This window comes from Vibrio sp. L85, from assembly GCF_963871815.1.
GTDB lineage: Bacteria > Pseudomonadota > Gammaproteobacteria > Enterobacterales > Vibrionaceae > Vibrio > Vibrio harveyi.
The window spans coordinates 13795-34703 of record NZ_CAWMYL010000108.1 but is presented as its reverse complement, the minus strand read 5'-3'; the positions used below and the strand labels follow the sequence as shown (position 1 = coordinate 34703).

Annotated in this window: 20 protein-coding genes; 11 read left to right on the top strand and 9 right to left on the bottom strand. The window is 45.8% G+C overall.

The features are described from left to right. The first annotated feature begins 191 nt into the window (after positions 1-191). Complete coding sequence (glnB, locus tag AACR11_RS10150; RefSeq protein WP_005436810.1) at positions 192-530, top strand: nitrogen regulatory protein P-II; 339 nt, start codon at positions 192-194, stop codon at positions 528-530. Between the two features lie 230 nt (positions 531-760). Further along, complete coding sequence (locus AACR11_RS10145) at positions 761-1612, top strand: endonuclease/exonuclease/phosphatase family protein (RefSeq protein ID WP_029789633.1); 852 nt, start codon at positions 761-763, stop codon at positions 1610-1612. A gap of 23 nt (positions 1613-1635) precedes the next feature. Here AACR11_RS10145 and AACR11_RS10140 read toward each other — a convergent pair whose 3' ends face one another. The 3 genes from AACR11_RS10140 to gloB form a co-directional block, all read right to left on the bottom strand. Further along, on the bottom strand, positions 1636-2322 hold the full coding sequence (locus AACR11_RS10140; RefSeq protein WP_029789634.1) for a YIP1 family protein: 687 nt from the start codon (positions 2320-2322) through the stop codon (positions 1636-1638). Then, positions 2319-3905, bottom strand: coding sequence for a lytic transglycosylase (locus AACR11_RS10135; RefSeq protein WP_005446145.1), 1587 nt, complete (start codon positions 3903-3905; stop codon positions 2319-2321). Before AACR11_RS10135 ends, AACR11_RS10140 begins: the two co-directional genes overlap by 4 nt. 252 nt (positions 3906-4157) lie before the next feature. Continuing rightward, the gene (gloB, locus tag AACR11_RS10130) at positions 4158-4916 is read right to left on the bottom strand and encodes a hydroxyacylglutathione hydrolase (protein ID WP_009703865.1); all 759 of its coding nucleotides are present in this window, start codon (positions 4914-4916) and stop codon (positions 4158-4160) included. Between the two features lie 39 nt (positions 4917-4955). Between gloB and AACR11_RS10125 the strand changes: the two genes are divergently transcribed. Continuing rightward, positions 4956-5711, top strand: coding sequence for a class I SAM-dependent methyltransferase (locus AACR11_RS10125; RefSeq protein WP_005446141.1), 756 nt, complete (start codon positions 4956-4958; stop codon positions 5709-5711). Here AACR11_RS10125 and rnhA read toward each other — a convergent pair. Next, positions 5708-6172, bottom strand: a complete 465-nt coding sequence (gene rnhA / locus AACR11_RS10120; RefSeq protein ID WP_005446139.1) for a ribonuclease HI — start codon at positions 6170-6172, stop codon at positions 5708-5710. The genes AACR11_RS10125 and rnhA overlap by 4 nt on opposite strands. Before the next feature lie 58 nt (positions 6173-6230). Between rnhA and dnaQ the strand changes: the two genes are divergently transcribed. From dnaQ to AACR11_RS10100, 4 genes are all read left to right on the top strand, one after another. Next, positions 6231-6950 (top strand): DNA polymerase III subunit epsilon, encoded by a 720-nt coding sequence (gene dnaQ / locus AACR11_RS10115; RefSeq protein WP_029789635.1) that lies wholly within the window; start codon positions 6231-6233, stop codon positions 6948-6950. Positions 6951-6961: 11 nt separating this feature from the next. Continuing rightward, positions 6962-8212, top strand: a complete 1251-nt coding sequence (locus tag AACR11_RS10110) for a TIGR03503 family protein (RefSeq protein WP_009698629.1) — start codon at positions 6962-6964, stop codon at positions 8210-8212. 423 nt (positions 8213-8635) lie between these two features. Beyond that, complete coding sequence (locus AACR11_RS10105; protein ID WP_005446134.1) at positions 8636-9142, top strand: nucleotidyltransferase domain-containing protein; 507 nt, start codon at positions 8636-8638, stop codon at positions 9140-9142. A gap of 41 nt (positions 9143-9183) precedes the next feature. Next, the gene (locus tag AACR11_RS10100) at positions 9184-9576 is read left to right on the top strand and encodes a DUF1353 domain-containing protein (protein WP_017189238.1); all 393 of its coding nucleotides are present in this window, start codon (positions 9184-9186) and stop codon (positions 9574-9576) included. Positions 9577-9838: 262 nt separating this feature from the next. On the opposite strand, the gene fadE is transcribed toward AACR11_RS10100, so the two are convergent. Continuing rightward, a complete protein-coding gene (gene fadE / locus AACR11_RS10095; RefSeq protein WP_079324711.1) occupies positions 9839-12283 on the bottom strand; it encodes an acyl-CoA dehydrogenase FadE in 2445 nt (814 codons plus the stop codon). 359 nt (positions 12284-12642) lie between these two features. On the opposite strand from fadE, the gene lpcA reads away from it, so the two are divergent. After that, complete coding sequence (lpcA, locus tag AACR11_RS10090; RefSeq protein ID WP_005436835.1) at positions 12643-13218, top strand: D-sedoheptulose 7-phosphate isomerase; 576 nt, start codon at positions 12643-12645, stop codon at positions 13216-13218. A gap of 61 nt (positions 13219-13279) precedes the next feature. Beyond that, positions 13280-14125, top strand: a complete 846-nt coding sequence (locus tag AACR11_RS10085; RefSeq protein WP_005445320.1) for a class II glutamine amidotransferase — start codon at positions 13280-13282, stop codon at positions 14123-14125. 397 nt (positions 14126-14522) lie between these two features. Here the strand turns inward: AACR11_RS10085 and purN are convergent, their stop codons facing one another. After that, on the bottom strand, positions 14523-15161 hold the full coding sequence (gene purN, locus AACR11_RS10080) for a phosphoribosylglycinamide formyltransferase (RefSeq protein ID WP_009698624.1): 639 nt from the start codon (positions 15159-15161) through the stop codon (positions 14523-14525). A 408-nt stretch (positions 15162-15569) separates the two neighbouring features. After that, on the bottom strand, positions 15570-16610 hold the full coding sequence (purM, locus tag AACR11_RS10075; protein ID WP_029789638.1) for a phosphoribosylformylglycinamidine cyclo-ligase: 1041 nt from the start codon (positions 16608-16610) through the stop codon (positions 15570-15572). A 179-nt stretch (positions 16611-16789) separates the two neighbouring features. Between purM and upp the strand changes: the two genes are divergently transcribed. Then, complete coding sequence (gene upp, locus AACR11_RS10070) at positions 16790-17416, top strand: uracil phosphoribosyltransferase (protein ID WP_005445324.1); 627 nt, start codon at positions 16790-16792, stop codon at positions 17414-17416. 138 nt (positions 17417-17554) lie between these two features. On the opposite strand, the gene AACR11_RS10065 is transcribed toward upp, so the two are convergent. Beyond that, complete coding sequence (locus AACR11_RS10065; protein ID WP_005433047.1) at positions 17555-18808, bottom strand: uracil-xanthine permease family protein; 1254 nt, start codon at positions 18806-18808, stop codon at positions 17555-17557. A 236-nt stretch (positions 18809-19044) separates the two neighbouring features. On the opposite strand from AACR11_RS10065, the gene AACR11_RS10060 reads away from it, so the two are divergent. Next, entirely contained in the window at positions 19045-20340 is a 1296-nt protein-coding gene (locus AACR11_RS10060; protein WP_029789639.1) for a DUF2066 domain-containing protein, read from the top strand. Between the two features lie 119 nt (positions 20341-20459). Here AACR11_RS10060 and AACR11_RS10055 read toward each other — a convergent pair whose 3' ends face one another. Beyond that, on the bottom strand, positions 20460-20900 hold the full coding sequence (locus AACR11_RS10055; protein WP_029789640.1) for a DUF2069 domain-containing protein: 441 nt from the start codon (positions 20898-20900) through the stop codon (positions 20460-20462). Between the last annotated feature and the right edge of the window lie 9 nt (positions 20901-20909).

The window sequence follows — 20909 nt, the reverse complement described above, 5'->3', positions numbered from 1 at the left end:
AGTTTTTGCTCTGGCTTTTTACTATTGACGAACACAACGTATGGTCTCAGTCACCTTGTATTTTGTTGCGTTCTTTGTCAAATAAACTCCATCAGCGTCAGGATTTTCAGTCGCTTGGTAATAACAAGGATTGAATGTTGTGGGACGCTAACCGATAATATGCGCAAACGATTGAAGCTTAAGGGATGAACATGAAAAAGATTGAAGCGATTATCAAGCCATTCAAATTGGATGATGTTCGAGAAGCATTGGCTGAAGTAGGCATTACAGGGATGACCGTCTCTGAAGTGAAAGGCTTTGGTCGCCAAAAAGGGCACACTGAGTTGTACCGTGGTGCAGAGTACATGGTGGATTTTCTGCCTAAAGTGAAGCTAGAAATCGTTGTGACTGAAGACGTTGCAGACAAGTGCGTAGAAACTATCATCGAAACAGCGCAAACGGGCAAGATTGGTGATGGTAAGATTTTCGTGACCGACGTAGAACGCGTAGTACGTATCCGTACAGGTGAAGAAGACGAAGACGCAATCTAACTCCGTCGAGATAGAATTAAGATTTCACTTCATTATGTGGTGAAAATTTGAGTAAGCTAAAAGGGAGCCGCGCATGGCTCCTTTTTTATTATTCGCATTTTATACCCAAGTAACCTCGAGATGCGTAGTTCAGCGAAAGTGACTTGGTTTGTAGAAGCGGCAACGTTCTGAATTCTGCATCTTGAAGCCACTCGGGTATATATGTGACATTTTTGTGTTTAGGTAGGTTTATGTATCAGCGTTTTGCTTTTGCGTTAGTTTTTCTCATTATCGCTGGGTTTGTGAGCTTTCAGGTCATTTTCACCGTGCCAGAACAGCCGCAAATTATTACTCAAACAGGGGCGAATATTACTCAAAACATCCGTTGTATGGAGTTTGATAAACCGCAAGCGCTCGATAAGGACGGTGAATTAAATGTCTTGGTGTGGAATATCTATAAACAGAACCGTGATAACTGGCAACAAGCATTGGATGCGTTTTCTGCCAATAAACAACTGTTGCTTCTACAAGAAGCGAGCTTAACGGATGAGTTTAAGAATTGGTTGGTAGAAGGGCATTGGGTGAGCAATCAAGTCAGTGCGTTCAAAGCATTGGGCAGCGGTGCTGGTGTGATTAGCATTGCTCAGCAAGCGCCAATCCGAGCTTGTGCGTATACATCGAAAGAGCCGTGGCTGCGTTTGCCGAAATCTGCGCTGTACAGCAAATATCAACTGAGCAATGGTCAAACTTTGGCGGTCGTGAACATTCATGCAATTAACTTTACCGTGGGCACAGAAGAATACACATCGCAGTTGTCTGCGTTAGAGATGGTATTGAAGGAGCACCAAGGCCCAATTCTGTTTGCTGGGGATTTTAATAGCTGGAGTGAAGAACGTGTCGCTGCGATGAAAAAGGCGTTACAAAAAGCGCATCTTCAAGAGGCTAAGTTTAACCAAGATGACCGAACTCAATTCATTACGGGATTGCCACTTGACCATGTCTTTTATCGTGGTCTGACCCTCAAAAATGCGAAAGCGCCGCAGAGCGACGCTTCCGATCATAATCCACTGTTGGTGTCATTTATGCTCAACGATGAGCGCTGACAGCGTTAAGTTCGCTTGAGGACTTAAGTAACAACGATGTACAGTGCCCAAATCACGTAGAATGCAATCCAAGGCAGGCTCGAAATCACAAGAGCCTGTCCGCGTTCAAACTCAGTCCAAGTTAGAACCACGCCATAACCTAATACAATGTACCAAGGCAGCAATAGCGGTAGTGAGCTTGCAAAATGTGACCATTCGTTGGTTAACGGCAGTTTCAACAGGCCGTTAAGACTGTTTAGGTCTGCAGCGTAAGTCATCACTTCACCGTGTTTCAAAAGTAGGCTCGCGTAGCTGGCGATGTCACCCAGTACAGCAGGGAATAGAATTGCGCTTGAAGCGGCAAACCATTTCCAGTAACCGTATTGTTGTTTGCTCGCTTTTGTCGCTAGAAGGAACCAAAGCGACAGTAGAAGTAGCGTTGCAAAACGGTTAAACACGTCATTGATAATGGCACTTGCCATCAGCGTGTTCGGCTCCAACAGTTCAATCTGTTTAGGATCGATCTGTTGGAACTGAGCGGTTAATTGTTCACTCAACCAAGTGAAATCCACATTCGAGAAATAGGCTCCCCAAAACAGGAATGGGCTGATCATCAAGAAGATGAACGGTTGCCACCCCCAGCCTCCACGCTGATACAGCGCCAAGAAGCACGATGTTGGAGATCGGAAAATATCCAACAACATTACAAGTGGGTTACTCGATGGGTTCATACACTTACCTTAGTTACGTCAACATACAACTTAAGCTTCTGACCTGGTTTCAGGTACTTCTGCTTTTGAAGAGAATTCCATTTCACGATGTCGTTACTCTTCACCTTAAACTTGCTTGCAATACCACTGATGGTGTCGCCTGAGCGTACGTTGTAGAACACAGTGCGAATTACTGCACCTTTGTCTGAGTTCTTCCAAATCACCAGTTTTTGACCGACGCGCAGTGTGTCTTTTGGTCCCATACCGTTCCATTTCGCTAGGGATTTATGAGAGACCTTGTTCTCACGCGCGATAGACCACAAGCTCTCGCCAGATTGGACGGTGTGCGTCAATTTGTATTGACCACGAGCTTGAGATTGCATTTTGTTGAGGCGATTTTCAGCACTTAAAGCGTACTTAGAATCGTCTTTTGTTGACGTTGGGATCATCAGGTACTGACCAACGCGGATATTGTTGTTTGATAAACCATTAGCACGTTGGATAACTTTCGTAGTCGTGCCGTACTTTTGAGCGAGCACGCTGAGTGAGTCACCAGACTTCACTTTGTAGCGTGCTACTTTAACCCCTTTACCACGGTTCTTTTTCACTTGGGCAAGGAACTGATCCTTTTTCTCAATAGGAATAAGAAGTTGATGTGGTCCTTCTGGGGCGGTAGACCATTGGTTGTAAGCAGGGTTGTAACCTTGTAGCTCTTTTACGCCAATGCCTGCGTAATCAGCAGCAATCGCAAGATCGAGTTGCTCTTTCGGATCAACAAGTGTCAGTACTGGTTTGTTTGGGATCGGTGGGATCTCGATGCCGTACTTATCTTGGTTAGCGACGATGTCGGCAAGAGCAAGGAGCTTAGGAACGTAACTGCTTGTCTCCTTTGGAAGATCCAAAGAGAAGAAGTCTGTTGGCTTACCAAGCTTTTTGTTCTTACGAATGGCACTTGATACACGACCACCACCACTGTTGTACGCCGCGATAGCATGATCCCAGTTACCATCAAAGCGCTTGCTTTGTTGCTCTAGGTAATCGAGTGCAGCATTAGTTGACGCGTACACGTCGCGACGACCGTCGTACCAGTAGTTTTGCTCTAGTCCCATCATTTTGCCCGTACCAGGCACGAACTGCCAAAGCCCTGCTGCGCTGCCGTGCGAGTATGCAAACGCATCAAACGAGCTCTCTACCACAGGCAGAAGCGCCAACTCCATTGGCAATCCACGTTCTTCGATGCGTTTTGTAATCATGTACAAAAACGGCTGTGCACGTTCTGAAACGGTGCGCAGGTGGCTAGGGTGCTTCAAATACCATGTGCGGTAGTAAGCAATTTTCTTGTTGTCTGGGATGTCCATCTCAAGTTGCATGCCGATACGTCGCCATACATCTTTTTGTTCCTGAGGAGAAAGGGCTTTTGGGGTCTCTTTAGCAGATTTCTTTGCTATTGATTGCTTTTTCTCGGAGTCCGTTTGAGCCGCATCTTGTTTTACTGCTTGCTCGGACTTATTGGTTTCTGGTGCTGGAGTGTTTGTTGAATCTGACTGAGTCAATTGACAGCCAGAAAGTAATAACGCCAACGCCCAACTGTACTTTAAACGCATGGATTCAGCCTATTTAGGGCCTGTTTATCTTCTCCTGCCTGTCGCGCAGCTAAGGTGCGTGGCAGTCGCAAGATAATAGACATCTTGTAACACTAACTAAAAGTAGGGCACATAGCCGCTACTGTATGCGTTTGGGTGAAATACAAACTGCTTTATATCAGCCCCTAAACGCAATAGAAGCGCCAGAGGCGCTTCTATGAAAATCAGCTCACGATAATACTTGCGTCGAGCAAGTTTACAAGCAGAAATTGGTTAAAATTCGTTCTTCCACTCACGTAGAGCTGTAAAAACCGAGCATGGATCGCTATTTTCAATACGGTTTGCGACGGATTGAATAACTTCCGCGTTGGTCGCACGAAGGAATGGGTTAATGAGTTTCTCTTTACGCAGCGTTGTCGGGAGAGTTGGAATGTTCAGCCCACGTAGGCGATTTACGTCGTCGCGGTACTGGCGCAAGTGTTCATTATCCGGCTCAACGGCAAGGGCAAATGCTACGTTACTTGCGGTGTATTCATGAGCGGAGAATACCTCGGTTTCTTCAGGAAGCTTGGAAAGCTTACTTAGGGATTCGAACATCTGCTCTGGTGTGCCTTCAAAAATGCGACCGCAACCAGCTGAGAACAATACATCGCCGCAGAAAAGCTTACCGTCACCGACATAGCCAATGTGACCCAGAGTGTGACCTGGTAAGCCAAGTACCATAAAGATTTCGCCAAACAACTCTAGTTTGTCGCCTTCTTCCATCGCATTGGTTAAAGTTGGAATAGGCTCCGCTTTTGGACCTACCACAGAAACATGTGGAAAAGCATGAACTAAATCTGGAACGCCACCAATGTGATCGTTGTGGTGGTGCGTAATTAAGATCGCTTCTAAAGTTAACTCGTTAGCCTGCAAATATTCTAACACTGGCTTAGCATCGCCCGGATCGACCACCGCACAACGCTTGTCGCTATTTTGTATCAGCCAGATGTAATTATCATTAAATGCGGGTATGCTTTTGATCTCTAACACGATTCGTTCTCCGTCACCCTTTTAATAGTCAGGTGGTTAATGAAACCAGCACTCAGCAACAAAACTTTACAGCACCCGTCGACTTGGTCAGAAATGAACAATGGTCCATGGGTACTTGAGTCAATCCAAACCCGCCTTGATGAGTGGTGTCCGAAGCTGTTCGGTTACCACATGTTGAAATTGGGTGGCTTGAGCTGTGAGCTAACCAGCTGTAGTTGTAACATTCAACACCAAGTCAACGTAGATATCCAGAACCCGTTGCATAATGTCATCGCAGATGGTTACGAATTACCCTTTTTAGAGAAAAGCTTTGATGTTGTTGTGCTGGCTCATCAGCTTGACTATGCAAGTGATCCCCATCGATTGCTACGTGAAGTTGACCGCGTCATGATGGATGATGGTTATCTTATTATTACGGGGTTTAATCCGATCAGTCTAACTGGTGTAGCAAGTTTGCTGCCTTGGCGCAGAAACAACTTACCATGGAGCGGACGTATGTTCACCGCCAACCGTATCAAAGACTGGTTAGGTGTATTGAACTATCAAGTGATTCATTGTGACCGTTACGCGCTGTTTCCTATGACGCGTTACAAAACTATGTGGACGTGGCTAGAGAATAGCTTAGGCGATTGGGCATCACCGGCAGGAAGTTTGTACTATATCGTTGCTCGTAAACGAACGTACCCTCTCAAACCGATCAAGCCGCATTGGCGCTTGAAGAGAAAGTTAACACCACTGGGCGTGATGAACAGAGAGGGCAGTGCAGTGAAAAAGGTCTCAAGCGGTAAAAACTAAGACGCTTGGTACCCTGTATCTTCTTCGGTTGGGTTTTCTGCGGCTGCGCGTGCTAGCTCATCACAGATTTCGTTTTCACGGTGACCCGCATGACCTTTCACCCAGTGCCAATCTACTTGGTGGCGAGCGGTTTCTTTATCGAGTGCTTGCCATAGATCGGCGTTCTTTACCGGCTTTTTATCTGCGGTCTTCCAGCCACGTTTTTTCCAGTTGTGTATCCATTGCGTAATGCCTTGGCGCACGTACTGGCTATCCGTTGTTAACGTTACTTGGCATGGCTCTTTTAACGTTTGAAGTGCCACTACTGCTGCCAACATTTCCATACGGTTGTTGGTCGTCAATGTGTAGCCTTTTGCTAGCGTCTTTTCTGTTTGTTTGTAACGCAGAACAATGCCGTAACCACCTGGACCAGGATTGCCTAAACAAGATCCATCAGTGAAAATCTCAACGTGTTTGGTCATATTTTTGGTACTATTAGCCGAAACATTTAATAAAGCATAGTCTGACACACATAACCTTATGAATACCAGCAGCAATTCTGAACATAATCGTATTGTCGTACTCGATACCGAAACCACGGGTATGAACCTCGAAGGTGGTCCGCACTACATGGGTCACCGCATTATCGAGATCGGTGCCGTGGAAATCATCAACCGTAAGCTAACTGGTCGTCACTTCCACGTTTACCTAAAACCGGACCGTGACATTCAGCCAGATGCAATTGAAGTACACGGTATCACCGATGAGTTTCTTGTCGACAAGCCGGACTATGCAAATGTCCACCAAGAGTTTTTAGATTTCATCAAAGGTGCCGAGTTGGTTGCCCACAACGCGCCCTTCGATACCGGCTTTATGGATTACGAGTTTGAAATGCTCGATCCGACGATCGGTAAAACGGATGACTTCTGTAAGGTGACTGATACCCTTGCCATGGCGAAGAAAATCTTCCCAGGCAAACGAAACAACCTCGACGTTTTGTGTGAACGTTACGGCATTGATAACTCACACCGTACGCTCCACGGGGCATTGCTCGATGCGGAGATTCTAGCTGACGTTTACCTACTGATGACTGGTGGACAAACAAGCCTAGAATTCAACTCTAACAAGAGTGACGGCGGTGCAGAAGGTATTCGTCGTGTTGAAGGAAGAAAAGCGCTAAAGGTTTTGCGTGCAACTGCCGATGAAGTAGAAGCACACCAGAAAAGATTGGAACTGGTGAACGACAGTATTTGGCAGTAATAGGAGAGACTATGTTGAGGGCTTTGTCAGTCGCTATTTTAGCGTTCTGGAGTTGTTTCGCGTTTTCTGCGAGCGAGTCCGCCATGTCTTTGTTAGATAACCGATTTCGTGTCGACCCAACCATCGAACAAATTACCTTTCTGGTTTATCGCGAACAGAGCTCTCAGCCCGTTGTTCTTGTCCGTCCTGATGGCAAAAAATATTATGCATGGGGTACCTACGACAATGTGCGTTGGTACCAAGAGCCTTCTCTGGACATCATATCGATTGATAATCCAATGCCAGGTCCTTGGCAGGCTGTGGGTAAGGTCACTCCTAAAAACAACATCCGTCTGATTTCACATCTCAAGCTGAGTACCGATGTGTTCCCTAATCGCCTTTACCACAGTGAGGCGCTTAAGTTCACCGCGCGTTTAACCTCAGACGATCAACCGTTGGTATTGAGAGATTTTCTAGACCGCGTCAATCTGCGCGTCACCTTCACCAAATTTGTTGAGAATGAAGACGAACTGATCAAAGAAGCGCGTCCAGTACCTATGGTGATCGGTGAGTTTGCCGATGATGGTCGTGGTTTGGATGAAAAAGCAGGTGATGGTGTATTTACGGTTCAGCTACCAATTGATGTTGAGCCGGGTAAGTACCGCGCACGCATTACATCAGGTAACGGGGTTTTCCTGAGAGCGCAAGAACAAATCGTGTTGGTCTATCCATCGCCAATTACGCGCACCTTTATTCAATCACGTCATGCAGACCAACCGCATCAGCTGGTGGTCAGTGGTGAACAAGGCATGATCACTCCGGGCTCTATTGCGGTGAACATTGAGCAGGAAGCGCCCGACGGTTTTATCAGTTATAGCCAAGGTCAAGTGTCGGCTGATGGCACGAAAACCACGCTCAAAATGGACAATGATCCAGAGCTAGGTAAATACTCATGGCACGGTGAGGTGTTTGCAACTGACTTAGCGACTAAGCGTTCATTAGTCTTCCCAATCAAAGAACAGTCATTTAGTGTTGTTGAAGAGGTGGATCTTGAAGCGGCTCGTGTCGCGAAAGAGGCGGAACTCGCTGAGCAGCGTCGTATTGAAATGGAAAAACGCATCATTGCTGAGCGCGAAGCGGAACGTAAGCGCAGCATGATCATCATAGGTATCGGAAACGTCATCGCACTGATTCTAGTGGTGCTATTCTGGATCATATGGAGCAAGGTAAAAGCTAAACGTCAAGCTATGCCAGAGATGCAATTGGAAGTCCCTAAGAAGTAGGGCAAAGAAATGAGATTATAGAACGGAGCCGATTGGCTCCGTTTTTGTTAAATCGTTTTACTAGAGTTTTATACCCAAGTAACCTCAGATACTCGGTTCAGCGAGAATGAGTTGATGTGTAGACGCTGCGGCGATTTAAAGATCTTGACTCTAAATCAAGAATCGGCAACAAAGTATACAAGCCAAGGCCCTTACTATTTGTAAAGAGTGTCCTTTGAGAGTGTGTCATGAACTCGCTTTTTTATTAAACCAATGGCTGCACCGAATCAATGACAACGCTCTGAATCCTGCATCTTGAAGTCACTTGGGTGTACTTTGGTTTAAAAACTGATATTTACATTGTGTGCTGCGTTTAAATTGAGGACTTTAGCTGTGACAATCAAATTATTAAATCTAGATCATTTACCTTTGCAAAGAGCGCTAGTGGAATCTGCATGCAACGCTTTTGTGCACGAAGAAGAGGTGGTAGCCGCAGTATTGCTTGGCTCATTGTCTTCAGGAAAAGGGGATCGTGTATCGGATGCGGATGTTATCGTGTTTACCAAAAATAACTTCCATAAAAATGTCACACCTTGCTTTGCTCTGTTTGAGGAAGGCAAAGAGATCTTCTATCGTCTTGAAGGCGATCACAATGAGAATGCTTGCTTTAAAAAGTACATCTTTAACGATCTGACCAGTGCAGAGATTCATTGCTTGGATCTTAATGAACCTTTCCAACTTTCAAGACCCTTCAAAGTTCTATTCGATAAAGCTGATATCATCGATGAGTTAGTAACCGATGAGCCAGCCCCAAAGCACGAAGATTTTCCCGTTTATACAAGTGGAGACCAAGGTCTGATTTGGGAGCTGTTTGACTGTATAAAATGGCTGAGTCGCGACAACAATGAGTTGGCAAAAAACTACCTCAAGAAACTCGCAGACAAGCTCTAGGTATAGTGTCTTACAAGCCGCTTGGTGACTAGGAGGTGTTTATGAAGTACAAAAAACGTCGGACGTACAAATATAACCTTCATTCCGAAGAACAGATTGAAACCGGTATCGCCCTCGCGCAGCCTTTTGACAGCCCGTTTCTCAGCCTATCCGAGCAAGGGGTGCTGACGATTAAGAAAGGTTACTCATGGGATGGAGCGAGTGGCCCAGCGATTGATACTCAAAACATCCTCAAGGCGTCTTTGGTGCATGACGCGTTGTACCAGCTCATGAGGGAGGAAGTATTGCCGCAAAGCAGTCGAGAGCAAGCGGATAGGCTTCTGCGTCAAATATGTCTCGAACACGGCATGTCGAACTTTAGGGCTTCCTACATCTATTACGGAGTCAGAGTGTTTGGTGGATGTTTTTCCAAACCGGATCTTTTATCTGTCTAGCTAGGCTCTCTTGGTAAGTAGATTCTGAATCACGTTCGTTCCTCACTGTTCAGAATGACGAAAACCTAGGAACACTGTGCGTGCAGTCACTTGATAACTCAAAGTAAACCGTCATTCTAGCGAGCTCCAGCGAGACTAAGAATCTGCTACCAGCGTTCTAGGACTTTGCGAGCGCCGTGTTGTGCGAAGCAGAGATTCAATAAAAAACGGGAGCCTTAGCTCCCGTTTTGCTTTTCTATTTTTCGTTTAAGTGATTACCTGCTTAAGCGACGTGCTCCATCTGAGGGTAAAGCGGCTTTGCGGCTAATAGCTCTGGCTCAAAGTCGTCTACGTTGATGGTGTCTAGACGATGCTGCTCTGCTTCTCTCAACAGATCCGCTTCTTCTTGAGTGATTACACCTTGCTCTAAACCTTCTTGAGCGATCATATCCAAACGTAGGAATGGGCGGCGTTTGCCTTGCGCTTTACATACCTTGTCGAACACAGGCTCAGCTTGAAGAATCACAGACAGTGCTAGCTCAATTTTACCTGCTGCATTGTGCTCAGTTGGTTCTAGGTACTGACCACGACCAATGCGTGAGCGTGTTGCACTTGGTGTTTGTAGAATACGAGCTACTTTGCTGTCTAGCTTATCACTTGGCGCTTTACGTACACGACCAAATGGCATGATCAATACACGCAGTGCGCGACCGATCACTTTATTAGGGAAGTTCGCTAGGAACTCATCAATCGCTGCTTCAGTCTGCTTCAAGCTGTCTTGTAAGCCCCAGTGTACTAGCGGTAGGTCTTCAACCGGACGACCATCTTGCTCAAAGCGTTTTAGGGTTGCAGAGCCAAGGTACAGCTGACTTAGAATGTCGCCAAGACGTGCAGACAGACGCTCTTTACGTTTCAATGAGCCACCTAGCACCGCCATTGAGATATCCGATAGCAGAGCAAGGTTTGCACTGTAACGGTTCAATTGCTGGTAGTAACGCTTAGTTGCATCTTTAGTTGGTGATGAGGAACCCAGACCATCACTTAGACCAAACCAGATACTGCGAACGAGATTACTCATCGTGAAGCTGACATGACCCGCTAGCGCTTTGTCGAATTTCTCAACCGCATCGCCTGCGTCAGAGTAAGCCGCGTTCATCTCTTCAAGAACATACGGGTGACAACGAATCGCACCTTGACCAAAGATGATCATTGAACGAGTTAAGATGTTTGCACCTTCTACCGTTACCGCGATTGGCGCACCTTGGTAACCACGCGCTAGGAAGTTAGAAGGACCCATACAGATACCTTTACCACCTACGATGTCCATCGCGTCGATGATGCTTTGCTGCCCACGGTGAGTACAGTGATATTTCACGATAGCCGAGATAACCGAAGGTTTTTCACCAAGGTCAATACCAGCTACAGTTAAGTTGCTTGCCGCATCCATAACGTAAGCATTACCACCTAGGCGTGCTAATGGTTCTTCTACGCCTTCCATATGACCGATAGGTTGTTTGAACTGACGACGAATACGCGAGTAAGCGCCTGTCGCCATCGCGGCAGTTTTGATGCCACCTGTTGAGTTAGAAGGCAGTGTTATACCTCGACCAACTGACAGACATTCAACCAGCATACGCCAGCCTTGACCTGCCATTTTCTCGCCACCAATAATGAAATCTATCGGAACGAAAATGTCTTTACCGCGGGTTGGACCGTTTTGGAATGGTACATTAAGCGGGAAGTGACGATTGCCGATCTCAACGCCTTTTAGGTCCGTTGGAATAAGCGCACAGGTGATGCCCAACTCTTTTTGGTCGCCTAGCAAGCCATCAGGATCACGCAGTTTAAAAGCAAGACCAAGTACCGTTGCGACAGGAGCAAGAGTGATGTAGCGCTTGTTCCATGTTAAGCGCATACCAAGCACTTCTTCGCCTTCCCATTCGCCTTTACATACAATGCCGTAATCTGGGATTGAGCCTGCATCGGAACCTGCTTCTGGGCTCGTTAATGCGAAACATGGGATTTCTTTACCTTCAGCAAGACGGGGTAAGTAGTGGTTTTTCTGCTCTTCAGTGCCGTAGTGTTGCAGTAGTTCACCAGGACCTAACGAGTTTGGAACACCAACTGTAGATGACAAAACGCCAGAAACGCCGGTTAGTTTTTGTAATACCAAAGATTGAGCGTATGCAGAGAACTCAAGACCGCCGTATTTCTTCTTGATGATCATGGCGAAAAACTTATTGTCCTTAAGGTATTGCCACACTTCTGGTGGTAAATTTGCAAGTTCGTGTGTTACCTGAAAGTCACTAACCATGGCGCACACTTCGTTTACAGGACCGTCTAAGAAGTCTTGCTCTTCTTTACTTAATTTAGGAGCTTTGATGGCATGAAGTTTTTGCCATTCAGGTTTGCCCTTAAATAGTTCTGCTTCCCACCACACTGTACCTGCGTCTAATGCTTCTTTTTCGGTTTGAGACATAGCAGGTAGGACTTTCTTAAACAGAGCAAGTGCTTTGCGGCTAATGAGGGATTGGCGAATGCTAGAAACCGCGAACACTGCAACGGCAAGAACGTAAAGTACCCAGCCAATAAAACCAACTGAGCCTGCGATAGTCAGTGCTAGCATGGCAGCTGTTAGCAGGCTGACGGATTTCACGAGTGACATTCTGTGGTAAAGCGTAATGCCTAACACAACTGTCATCGCTACGATTGAGAGCAAGATGTCCATATGTTTTTTCCTTCTCAGACTTTAATTATGTTGTACGTCTGTATTTTGGTAAGAGGTCTAACCAGTTCTCATAAGTGTAATCAAAATATTAAAGAAATGTAAAACACAACATTGAGCAAAAAGTGATCTAAGTAGAGTTAAAATTCTAAAGTTGAGAGTTGGGTGATGATTTCATAAGCAAGTTAGCAAGTTTATTACCGTGAAGAATCCAAATCTTGTGGTTCGCTATCGACACTAATTCTCGTTTGTGGGTAAACTCAGAGTAATGAAATGTGCAAGGCAATTGCCTCATCAGCACAATTTGCTAAGCGAGAGGCTCAACCTCACTGTTTTGGCCGAAATAATAAAGAGAACGTCTTATGTACCAAGATCTGATTAGAAGTGAATTAAACGAAGCTGCTGAAGTTCTGAACAAGTTTTTAAGTGATGATCACAACATCGCGCAAATCGAAGCAGCAGCGAAAATGATTGCTGATTCTTTCAAGCAAGACGGTAAAGTGCTGTCGTGTGGTAACGGTGGTTCGCACTGTGACTCAATGCACTTTGCAGAAGAGCTAACAGGTCGCTACCGTGAAAACCGTCCAGGTTATGCTGGCATCGCTATTTCAGATCCAAGCCACCTTTCTTGCGTAAGTAACGACTTTGGCTATGACTTTGTCTTCTCACGTTACGTAGAAGCAGTGGGTCGCAAAGGTGATGTTCTGTTCGGTCTATCGACTTCTGGTAACTCAGGTAACATCTTAAAAGCGATTGAAGCAGCCCAAGCAAAAGGCATGAAGACGATTGCGCTAACGGGTAAAGATGGCGGTAAGATGGCCGGTCTTGCAGACATCGAGATCCGCGTACCGCATTTCGGTTATGCAGACCGTATCCAAGAAGTACACATCAAGATCATTCACATCATTATTCAATTGATCGAAAAAGAGATGGAATAAGATTTACAACTAAGCTGAATGATGGCTTAGTTGTGTTTTAAGGTAAGGAGTTCGTTAAACCATGTGTGAATTGCTCGGCATGAGCGCAAATGTTCCAACCGATATTTGTTTCAGTTTTACTGGATTGATGCAGCGCGGTGGTCGTACTGGTCCGCATCGTGATGGTTGGGGAATCACTTTTTATGAAGGAAAGGGATTCCGCACTTTCAAAGATCCAAACCCAAGTTGTGACTCAAAGATTGCTGAATTAGTGCAAAACTACCCGATAAAAAGTCGCGCAGTAGTGAGTCATATTCGCCAAGCTAACCGAGGTGGTGTGAATCTGGAAAACACCCATCCGTTTACGCGTGAGCTTTGGGGGCGTTACTGGACTTTTGCACACAATGGTCAGCTGACCGATTACCAAGATTTGTACACAGGGCGTCACCGTCCGGTAGGGCAAACTGACAGTGAAATGGCATTTTGCTGGCTATTAAAGCAGATGGAAGATAAGTATCCTGAGCCTCCTCAGGATATGGAAGCGGTCTTTATCTATGTCGCTGAATGTTGCGACAAGCTAAAAGAGAAAGGCGTGTTCAATATGCTGCTCAGCGACGGTGAGTTTGTGATGACTTACTGTACCAACCATTTGTATTGGATTACCCGTCGAGCTCCATTTGGCAAGGCCGCTCTGTTGGATGAAGATGTAGAAATCAACTTCCAAGAAGAGACGACACCAAATGATGTGGTTTCTGTGATTGCAACTCAGCCGCTTACTGGCAATGAAACATGGCATCGCATGAAGCCGGGCGAGTACGGTTTGTTTCACGTTGGGGAATTGGTATTGAACAATGCCAAAGCTCTGGAAGATGTTCCATTTGCTGCACCGAAGCCAGGTAACCAAGCACCAACTGAGCCGCTGGAGTGATGGTTTTTGACAATGAACATCTAGATAAAGCTCGCTTAATCGCGAGCTTTATTTTTATGCGTCTTAAACCGAAGGCGGGTACAGATGAGCATTTTTACTTCCTAGCGTATTGATAATAGATTCCTAGTCTCGCTAAGGCTCGCTGGAATGACGTAAATGATTGAAGTGGAATTGATTTTTCTTTGCCTGCAGCGTCATTCTGAACGACGAGGAACGAGTCAGATTCAGAATCTACTATCCGAGTGTTGTATTGCTAAAGTGGTGTCAGGGACTTTTTAGGTTGTTAGTTTTGGTTTCTAGTTTGACAACGGCTTCATTGAGCCAAGCTTATAAGATTTAAAATAACAAAAGGCGGCCTGATGGCTGCCTTTTTGCGTTTGGAATTTGGTATTCAGAATTACTCGTCAGCGTAGCCGTGTTCACCAAGCTCAAAACCATCAAGAAATGCTTTGCCATCTTTCATGGTTAAGCGCTCTTCTACTAACCACTTAGTCACCATTGGGTAGATCTTATGCTCTTGAGTTTGAACGCGAGCGGCTAGAATATCGGCATCGTCGTCTTCAAATACTGGCACTTTTGCTTGCAATACCACAGGTCCGCCGTCTAATTCTTCTGTCACAAAGTGAACACTGGTGCCGTGTTCTTTGTCGCCTGCATCAATCGCGCGCTGGTGGGTGTGTAACCCCGGGTACTTTGGCAGAAGAGAAGGGTGGATGTTGATCATCTTGCCCAGATAGTGGGAAACAAACGCGCTGCTCAAAATACGCATGTAGCCTGCGAGCACAATGACGTCTGGTTGGTACTCATCGATTTGCTGCATCAGTTCAGCATCAAAGTCTTCGCGTGAATCAAATGCTTTTGGATCGACAAAATGGTCGTTCACATCAAACTGCTTTGCACGTTCTAAACCATAAGCGTCAGCTTTGTTGGAGAATACGGCTGCGACTTGTGCATTTGGCATGTTGTCTTCGCAAGCTTCCAAGATAGCTTGCAGGTTACTGCCGTTACCTGAAATGAGGACCACTATGTTTTTCATGATATTGAGACTGCCTTGATACTGTAGGTTTGACGTGCGTAATTGCTAAATTACCTACTATTAGAATGGTTTTCGATGTTCCAGATAGCAGAATGAGGACTATATCCCCAAATGACTTCATAAGGCTGGATTCAGAGCTTTGTCACCAATTCTAGTTCAAGGAAAACAACGCAGTGGAATAGTAAGCTTTTTCCAAGTTGTTTGACGATGAAATCGTATTGGTGACATGCTCCCGAAGGGCGAGCTGTATTGGCTTGTATACTTTGTTAACGATTTTTGATTTAGAACCACTAGATCTTCAAATCGTTGTCGCGCCTACAAACCAATTCATTCTCGCTGAACCAGTATTTAGAAGTTATTTGGGGATAACATCCCCATTCTTTTTATTTTTTGAGCTTGATTCGCAAGTTATTGGATTTCGACTTGCTCTTCATTGGCTTCTGCTTGAGCAATTTCACCAATCACCCATGCGTTTTCGCCTTCTTCTTTAAGAAGTGCAACTGCTGCGTCCGCTTGCTCTTTTGGTAGTGCAACGACTAGACCAACACCACAGTTGAACGTACGGTACATCTCGTGTGTTTCAACGTTGCCTTTCTCTTGTAACCATTTGAAGATGATTGGCCATTCCCAGCTGTTACCATCGATAACGGCTTTGGTTCCTTCAGGCAGTACGCGTGGAATGTTTTCCCAGAAACCACCACCAGTGATGTGAGAGATCGCGTGGATATCGTGTTTCTCAATCATCTTAAGTGCTGATTTGATGTAAATCTTAGTTGGTTCTAGAAGGTGTTCGCCAATAGTGCGACCTGCTAGCTCTTCGTTCTTATCTGCGCCAGAAACTTCTAGAATCTTACGGATAAGCGAGTAACCGTTCGAATGTGGACCGCTAGAGCCAACTGCGATAAGTGCATCACCAGCGGCTACTTTAGTACCATCAATCACATCTTCTTTTTCCACTACGCCAACACAGAAGCCTGCAACGTCGTAGTCTTCGCCTTCGTACATGCCTGGCATTTCAGCGGTTTCACCACCGATAAGTGCACAGCCTGCTTGAACACAGCCATCAGCGATACCAGAAACTACGTCTGCCGCTGTGTCTACATCCAGTTTGCCTGTCGCGTAGTAATCTAGGAAGAATAATGGCTCTGCACCTTGAACGATTAGATCGTTTACACACATTGCCACTAGGTCAACGCCAATAGTGTCGTGCTTGTTCATATCCAGCGCTAGGCGAAGTTTTGTACCTACACCGTCAGTACCAGAAACCAGTACAGGCTGTTTGTATTTAGTTGGTAGTTCACACAATGCGCCAAAACCGCCGATACCACCCATCACTTCAGGGCGACGAGTACGCTTAACCGCACCTTTAATACGATCTACAAGCGCGTTGCCTGCATCAATATCTACACCAGCGTCTTTATAGCTAAGAGAAGAGTTGTTACCACTCACAGGGAAGTCCTCGGTTTTTAAGTTGGATATGAAAACGGCGCTATTCTACCAGTGGTTAAATACAGATAGCAAACGTTTGCGTCGGTTTTTTTCTTTAGTGATCTATCCTGATATCCCTGCAAAAATCATGTATAATCTGAAGGTTTGTTTAAATATTGCCAATAAAGCCGGAGATGGAAATGAAAGTTGTTGAAGTTAAACACCCTCTAGTAAAACATAAAATCGGTCTAATGCGAGAAGGTGACATCAGCACGAAGCGTTTTCGTGAGTTAGCTACAGAAGTCGGTAGCCTACTTACTTACGAAGCGACTGCAGACTTTGAAACAGAGAAAGTAACCATTGAAGGTTGGAATGGTCCTGTAGAAGTTGACCAAATCAAGGGTAAAAAAGTAACAGTAGTGCCAATCTTGCGTGCAGGTCTAGGCATGATGGATGGTGTTTTAGAGCACATGCCAAGCGCGCGTATCAGTGTTGTTGGTATCTACCGCGATGAAGAAACACTAGAGCCAGTACCATACTTTAACAAGCTTGCTTCTAACATCGATGAGCGTATTGCTCTAGTTGTTGACCCAATGCTTGCAACAGGTGGTTCTATGATCGCGACTATCGACCTTCTAAAAGAGAAAGGTTGTCAGGCAATCAAAGTACTTGTTCTTGTCGCTGCTCCTGAAGGTATCGAAGCGCTAGAAAAAGCCCACCCAGACGTTGAGCTATACACTGCTGCAATCGATGAGAAGCTAAACGACAAAGGTTACATCGTTCCTGGTCTAGGTGACGCTGGTGACAAGATCTTCGGTACTAAATAAGCGTTATTGCTTTTACTGAATTGAATAAATAAAGGCTTGGTGAAAACCAAGCCTTTTTTGTCTCTGCTATGTGGAAGCTAGAAGCTAGATATGAAAGTGATAACCGCGCGACTCAAATCAATTAAGCCGCACGATAAATTACTTCGCGTTGTCTTCTTCCATCTGTGCATTATCCACCACGTGGTTTTCACCAAGATCGTGTGGTAGCACAAGGTTAAGAATGATAGCCACGATACCACACAGGCTCACACCTTGTAGGCTGAACTCGCCAATACCGAAAGCCATGCCACCGATACCAAATACCAGTGTTACGGCGACGATCACTAGGTTACGTGATTTGTGCAGGTCCACATTGTTTTTGATGAGCGTGTTTAGACCGACGGTTGCGATAGAACCGAACAATAGGATCATGATGCCACCCATGACCGGAACAGGGATCGTTTGTAGAATGGCTCCGAGCTTACCCACTAAGGCAAGTACGATTGCCGTGATCGCCGCCCATGTCATGATCACAGGGTTAAAGGCTTTAGTCAGCATCACTGCGCCCGTTACTTCGCTGTAAGTTGTATTTGGTGGAGCACCAACCATAGAAGCCGCAATTGTTGCCACCCCGTCACCCGCAATCGTGCGGTGAAGACCAGGTTTCTTCAGGTAGTTTTTACCCGTTACGTTTGAGATAGCCAGCATGTCTCCTACGTGCTCTACCGCTGGTGCGATCGCAACTGGGATCATGAATAAGATAGCGTTGATGTTAAACTCTGGCGCCGTGAAGTTTGGCATGGCTAGCCAAGCAGCTTGAGCTACTGGAGTGAAATCAACCACACCATAGAAAAGCGAAACAGAGTAACCCGCTAAGATACCGCCGACGATAGGCACCAGTTTTAGGAAGCCTTTCGCGAATACACTCAGTGCTATGGTCGTTAGCAATGACACTGCTGAAATGATAACTGCAGCATCGCCATTTACGAGTTGGATGGCACCGTCACCGGTTTTACCTACCGCCATGTTTACTGCTGTTGGTGCCAAACCAAGACCAATGACCATAATCACCGGACCTACCACAACTGGTGGTAAAATTTTATGGATGAAGCCGACACCACGCACTTTGATCATCGCACCAAGCGCGACATAAACCAAACCCGCCGCCATTAAGCCGCCCATAGTCGCACCGATGCCCCAAGTTTGGATACCGAACATAATAGGAGCAATAAACGCAAAAGAAGAGGCAAGGAAGATAGGAACGGAACGTTTAGTTATTAGTTGGAAAAGAAGAGTACCGACACCAGCACCAAACAGAGCAACGTTTGGGTCAAGACCAGTAAGAAGTGGTACTAATACGAGAGCACCAAAAGCGACAAAGAGCATCTGAGCGCCTTGTAACGCGTTTTTCATAATAATTCCCTATTTCAAAGATACGCAGACAAATCCGGCGAATCTTATCATCTGGCAATCGATTGCAATGTTGCCTAGATCAAACTTTTGTGTGGATTTATAAGGTCGACGAATGTTTAGTTTCACTTCCGTGTTTTAACTTGGTCAGAATACAGACAATTCACTCAGTACTCTTCTTGCTCACGGTTTGATAGTTGCTTATCATGCGGGTTCTTGTTCAGAGGATTATGAAAACTATGCGCTATTTAGCTCTCTTATTGATAGGTTGGTTGTCTCTGCCAGTTTATGCATTAACTCAGGTAGATATCTATCGTGCCGAAGTGGCGATCGACGGTGAGCAAAAAGACGGCGAAGAGCTCGCTCGTCAACAAGGTATGCAAGATGTGATTGTGCGTGCGACAGGTAGCCAATCTTCCCTTAGCAACCCGGTAATAAAGAAAGCAGTGGGTTCAAGTTCTCGCTACATTTCTCAGCTTGGTTATGGTCAGCTTGATGGTCAAAGCAGTTTAAAGATGCTGTTTAATAGTGGTCAGATTCGTTCACTACTGACTCAAGCACAATTACCATTATGGTCTCCAAACCGTGCCAACATCTTAGTTTGGATGGTAGAAGAGCAGGGCTATGATCGTACGATCACTTGGGAGCATTCAGACTCAACCAGTGCTGCTGCACTGCGCGCTGCGGCTGAATCTCGAGGCCTACCAGTCACTATGCCTGTGGGGGACTTTGATGATGTTACGGGTGTTAACGTGTCTGATTTGTGGGGGGGCTTTGTAGACCCAATCAGCCAAGCGAGTCAGCGTTACCCTGTTGATGCTGTGCTAGTGGTGCGTGTGCAAGGCGATAAAATTCGCTGGACGCTATATGACCAATCACCAGCGCAACTTGCTCAATCGCAACAGTCACCTCGCAGTGGCTCAGCGTCTGGTGCAAATGCAATCTCCGCCATGATGGGTGGTATCGCAGACTACTACGCGAAGAAGAGTGCTGTTGTGGTATCAAGCAAATCATCTGAAGCGATTGATGTGAAGGTATTAGATGTCGCATCAGCGGTGGACTTCTTTAATCTTGAGAACTCATTGACGAAGCTAAACTCAGTGGCGGGTACTGAAATCAAACGAATTCAAGGCAATCAAGTGACGTTAACGATTCACTTGTTGGCATCTCAACAAGCGTTTGAACAAGAAGCGTCTTCTATCCGTTCACTTGAGATTACCGAAGACCCGCTTGAGAATGTAGAGCCGTCAGCACCAGCCCAGCTTCCTGAGGAAGTTGCTCAACCAGCGCAATTGCCAGCGGAAACAACAGAAGATCAAACCGCTCAAGTCGTTGAGCTCGATACGGCAACGGAAACAAATGTGGCAACTGAGCCGGCATCAATCACACCTGCTGTTGCACTACAACCAGCGCCAAAGCAGTACGATCTGATCTACAAATGGAATGCTCCAGTTCGCACGAAAGCCGAGCCAGTAGAACAAAATTCTGAAATCGCGCCAGTATTGGAAACGGATGTGGTTGAAAACCTAAGTTAAGGTTTATTCAAAACAAAAAAGAGTCGCTTAGTGCGACTCTTTTTTTAGTGGTTCTATGGCTGGAGATGTGATGAAGCTGGTTCAGCTTGAAGCGCCATGTCCCCGTAATTGTTTCGCTTCTATTTATTGAACTTCGCTTTTTCTTCTTTTTCGACTTGAGATAAGCGTTTTAACTTCAGACCCAACTCTTTACCACGTGCTCGGGCAAACAAAATGTTACCTGCAAAGCCGAGTGAGGTAAGGAGCAACTCTACTGCGGCCAACCAACGCTCACCATTGTCAACATACAAAATCGTCAACGCATGCAAGAAATACAGCATCAGAACGAAGTTTGCCCAAGCGTGTGTGTAGGGTTTGCCCGCTAAAATGCCAGGAAGTGGTAACAATAGAGGAATACACCAAGCAATCGCCAATGTAGTGCTGCTTAGATGTGGGTGAGGGGACAACGCCAGTTGCCAAATCGCAACCCAAGCCAATAACGCCAAATTGCCAAACAGCGCCATGTAGCGATAGGTTTGAGTGCGTGTGCTAAGAGGTGGTTGGTCAATAATGTCAGACATCGATTTACT

Excerpts from the sequence above, each read along its gene's own strand:
- lpcA (WP_005436835.1), top strand. The coding sequence starts at position 12,643 with ATGTACCAAGATCTGATTAGAAGTGAATTAAACGAAGCTGCTGAAGTT.
- dnaQ (WP_029789635.1), top strand. The coding sequence starts at position 6,231 with ATGAATACCAGCAGCAATTCTGAACATAATCGTATTGTCGTACTCGAT.
- glnB (WP_005436810.1), top strand. The coding sequence starts at position 192 with ATGAAAAAGATTGAAGCGATTATCAAGCCATTCAAATTGGATGATGTT.
- AACR11_RS10110 (WP_009698629.1), top strand. The coding sequence starts at position 6,962 with ATGTTGAGGGCTTTGTCAGTCGCTATTTTAGCGTTCTGGAGTTGTTTC.
- AACR11_RS10055 (WP_029789640.1), bottom strand. The coding sequence starts at position 20,900 with ATGTCTGACATTATTGACCAACCACCTCTTAGCACACGCACTCAAACC.
- AACR11_RS10060 (WP_029789639.1), top strand. The coding sequence starts at position 19,045 with ATGCGCTATTTAGCTCTCTTATTGATAGGTTGGTTGTCTCTGCCAGTT.
- AACR11_RS10135 (WP_005446145.1), bottom strand. The coding sequence starts at position 3,905 with ATGCGTTTAAAGTACAGTTGGGCGTTGGCGTTATTACTTTCTGGCTGT.
- AACR11_RS10125 (WP_005446141.1), top strand. The coding sequence starts at position 4,956 with ATGAAACCAGCACTCAGCAACAAAACTTTACAGCACCCGTCGACTTGG.
- AACR11_RS10145 (WP_029789633.1), top strand. The coding sequence starts at position 761 with ATGTATCAGCGTTTTGCTTTTGCGTTAGTTTTTCTCATTATCGCTGGG.
- upp (WP_005445324.1), top strand. The coding sequence starts at position 16,790 with ATGAAAGTTGTTGAAGTTAAACACCCTCTAGTAAAACATAAAATCGGT.
- fadE (WP_079324711.1), bottom strand. The coding sequence starts at position 12,283 with ATGGACATCTTGCTCTCAATCGTAGCGATGACAGTTGTGTTAGGCATT.
- AACR11_RS10140 (WP_029789634.1), bottom strand. The coding sequence starts at position 2,322 with ATGAACCCATCGAGTAACCCACTTGTAATGTTGTTGGATATTTTCCGA.
- purN (WP_009698624.1), bottom strand. The coding sequence starts at position 15,161 with ATGAAAAACATAGTGGTCCTCATTTCAGGTAACGGCAGTAACCTGCAA.
- AACR11_RS10065 (WP_005433047.1), bottom strand. The coding sequence starts at position 18,808 with ATGAAAAACGCGTTACAAGGCGCTCAGATGCTCTTTGTCGCTTTTGGT.
- rnhA (WP_005446139.1), bottom strand. The coding sequence starts at position 6,172 with ATGACCAAACACGTTGAGATTTTCACTGATGGATCTTGTTTAGGCAAT.
- AACR11_RS10100 (WP_017189238.1), top strand. The coding sequence starts at position 9,184 with ATGAAGTACAAAAAACGTCGGACGTACAAATATAACCTTCATTCCGAA.
- AACR11_RS10085 (WP_005445320.1), top strand. The coding sequence starts at position 13,280 with ATGTGTGAATTGCTCGGCATGAGCGCAAATGTTCCAACCGATATTTGT.